Origin of the sequence: Streptomyces alkaliphilus (assembly GCF_014141535.1) — a bacterium.
GTDB classification, from domain to species: domain Bacteria; phylum Actinomycetota; class Actinomycetes; order Streptomycetales; family Streptomycetaceae; genus Streptomyces; species Streptomyces alkaliphilus.
Map to the genome: position 1 here is coordinate 1 of NZ_VKHT01000789.1, position 2,415 is coordinate 2,415.

Sequence of the window (2,415 nt, forward strand, 5' to 3'; positions counted from 1 at the left end):
GGCGTCCCGCGCCGCGGCGGGGCGACCCGCCGGTGGACCGCGCCGGCCCGGGGCAGCGCCCGCCTCCGCCACGCGGCGGAAAGCACCGGTCGCTCCCCGTCGGACGATTGCCGGGGCGAGGCGCCCGGTGTGCGGCCTCCCGGTGATTCCCCCTCCACCCGGACCCCTCCGTGTCCACGACCCGCTCCGGGCGAGCCGAACCCATCGAACGGTGTCACCGTAGATCCCGGCACCGACATTCCCGCCCCGGGTCCCGCCGGCTCCGGGGCCACCCACCTTTTTTTCGTCCGTCCCGGGGTAGGGGAGGGAAAATCCACACAGCGAGGAGGTCGTGATGACGGACGACGGATTCGGCCTCGGGAAGCTGCTGACGGCAGCGGAGGAGGCCCCGCCGGTGGAGTCGGTCGCAGTGGTCGCCAGGCATCTGGAGGACCGCTTCGGGGCCTTCTCCATCTCCTTCCTCTTCGTCGATGTCGTCGGTCGGCAGGTGGTGCGATTGACCAGTGGGGCGGGGGAGGATGAGGAGGACGGGCGCTCCCGGGGCATCCCGCTGTCCGGCAGCGTCTACGACGAGGTGCTGCGCACCCAGGGTTCATGGGTCGGGGAGCCGGAGGACGGCGGATGTCGGGTGGTGGCCCCGGTGACCAACCGCGGCGACTGCCTCGGTGTCCTGGAGGTGTTCCTTCCCGCGCCGGGGAACGAGGGCGCGCTGCGGGGTGTCGAGGAGGCCGCCCACGCCCTGGCCTACATCATCGTCACCGACCGGCGCTTCACCGACCTCTACCAGTGGGGCGGGCGCACCACCCCGGTGAGTCTGGCGGCCGAGATCCAACACCAACTCCTGCCGTCCGCTCCCTGTTGTGACGCGGACGGCTTCACCGTCGCCGGAGCCCTGGTCCCCGCCGATCGGATCGGCGGGGACACCTACGACTACGCCCTCGACCGCGACACCCTCCACCTGTCCATCACCGACGCCATGGGACACGAGGTGGACTCCGCCCTCCTGGCCACCCTGGCGGTGGGGGCCCTGCGGGGCGCGCGTCGTGCCGGGGAGAGCATCACCGAACAGGCGGTGCGGGCCCATGAGGCGCTGCTGGAGCACGGCCGGGGGGCCATGACCACCGGTCAGCTGATGCGGGTGGACCTGGGGGACGGATCGGCGGAGATCGTCAACGCGGGCCATCCCCGGCCGCTGCTCATGCGGGACGGCGAGGTGGAGGAGGTACCGCTCGTCGCCCACCTCCCCTTCGGCATCCCCTCGCCCTTCCCCTACGAGGCGCAGAAGCTCGCCCTGCGGCCCGGTGACCGGCTCCTGCTCCTCACCGACGGGATGCAGGAGCGTCGGGCGGCGAGGGTGGACCTGCCGTCCCTCCTGCGCGAGGGGCGGGGGTTGCATGCCCGCGAGGCCGCGCGATGGATCACCTCCGAGGTCCTGGACGCCTGCGGGGGGCACCTGCGGGACGACGCCACCGTGCTGTGCCTGGACTGGCACGGGCACGGCCGCCGGGCCCGGCCCGGCACGGACGACGCCCCCGGGTCCCGATCCGACTGAGCCCGCCCGCTTCCGCCCGTCCGGGTTCCCCGCTTGACACGGAGGTGTCGCCGGCGCCTGCTGGAACCAGGGCATATCGCCCGGCGTGATCCGGTGAGGAGGAGCGATCATGATCGTCCTGGTGGGATACGCGAGCGCGCACGGCTCCGTCCGGGAGATCGCCGAGCGGGTCGCCTCGCGCCTGGAGGGGGCCGGGTGTCGTGTCGACTGCCGGTCGCTGGAGGACAGGGGGCCCGGGAACCCGGCGGAATGGGACGCGTGCGTCATCGGCAGCGCCGTGCACAACCAGGACTGGCTGCCCGACGCCCGGCAGTGGGTCGAGCGGTACACGGCGGAGCTGTCGCGGATGCCGGTGTGGATGTTCAGCGTCGGGATGTCCCGTGCCGTGGGGTACCGGTTGCGGGCCCGTGCCGAGGAGGAACAGCGGCGCCGGGTCCTCAAGGAGTTGCGCGAGCGCATCCACCCGGTCGAGCACAAGGTGTTCTCCGGGAAGGTGCATCCCGAGCACCTCAACCCGGTGGGTCGCACCCTCTTCCGAGCGATGGGCGGCCGGTACGGGGATTACCGGGACTGGCCGATGATCGAGGCGTGGGCGGACTCCGTGGCGGAGCGGCTGACCGCCCGCGCCGAATGGGGGTCCCCTCCGGGCAGGGGAGGCGGATCGAGGTGACCGTCCGTCCCCCCGCCGGGCGGGCCCGGGGGCAGGGATCGACGGTGGGGATCGGCGCCTCGGCGACCGGCCCCACCGGCGACGGGACCCCTCGGGCGACCTGATCGACTCCTTGGAGAAAAGACATTCCTTCGATCGTGATCGATCTTTTCCGAACGGCAGGCGGGTGAACCCCGTGGAGCGGGAGCGGGGG

The 2,415-nt window shown here is 72.7% G+C and carries 2 protein-coding genes; both read left to right on the forward strand.

Annotated features, from left to right (window positions below; translation table 11 throughout):
* The first annotated feature begins 334 nt into the window (after positions 1-334).
* Complete coding sequence (locus tag FNQ90_RS19780) at positions 335-1,552, forward strand: PP2C family protein-serine/threonine phosphatase (RefSeq protein ID WP_182607595.1); 1,218 nt, start codon at positions 335-337, stop codon at positions 1,550-1,552.
* 109 nt (positions 1,553-1,661) lie between these two features.
* Complete coding sequence (locus tag FNQ90_RS19785; protein WP_194432705.1) at positions 1,662-2,222, forward strand: flavodoxin domain-containing protein; 561 nt, start codon at positions 1,662-1,664, stop codon at positions 2,220-2,222.
* The last annotated feature ends 193 nt before the right edge of the window (positions 2,223-2,415 follow it).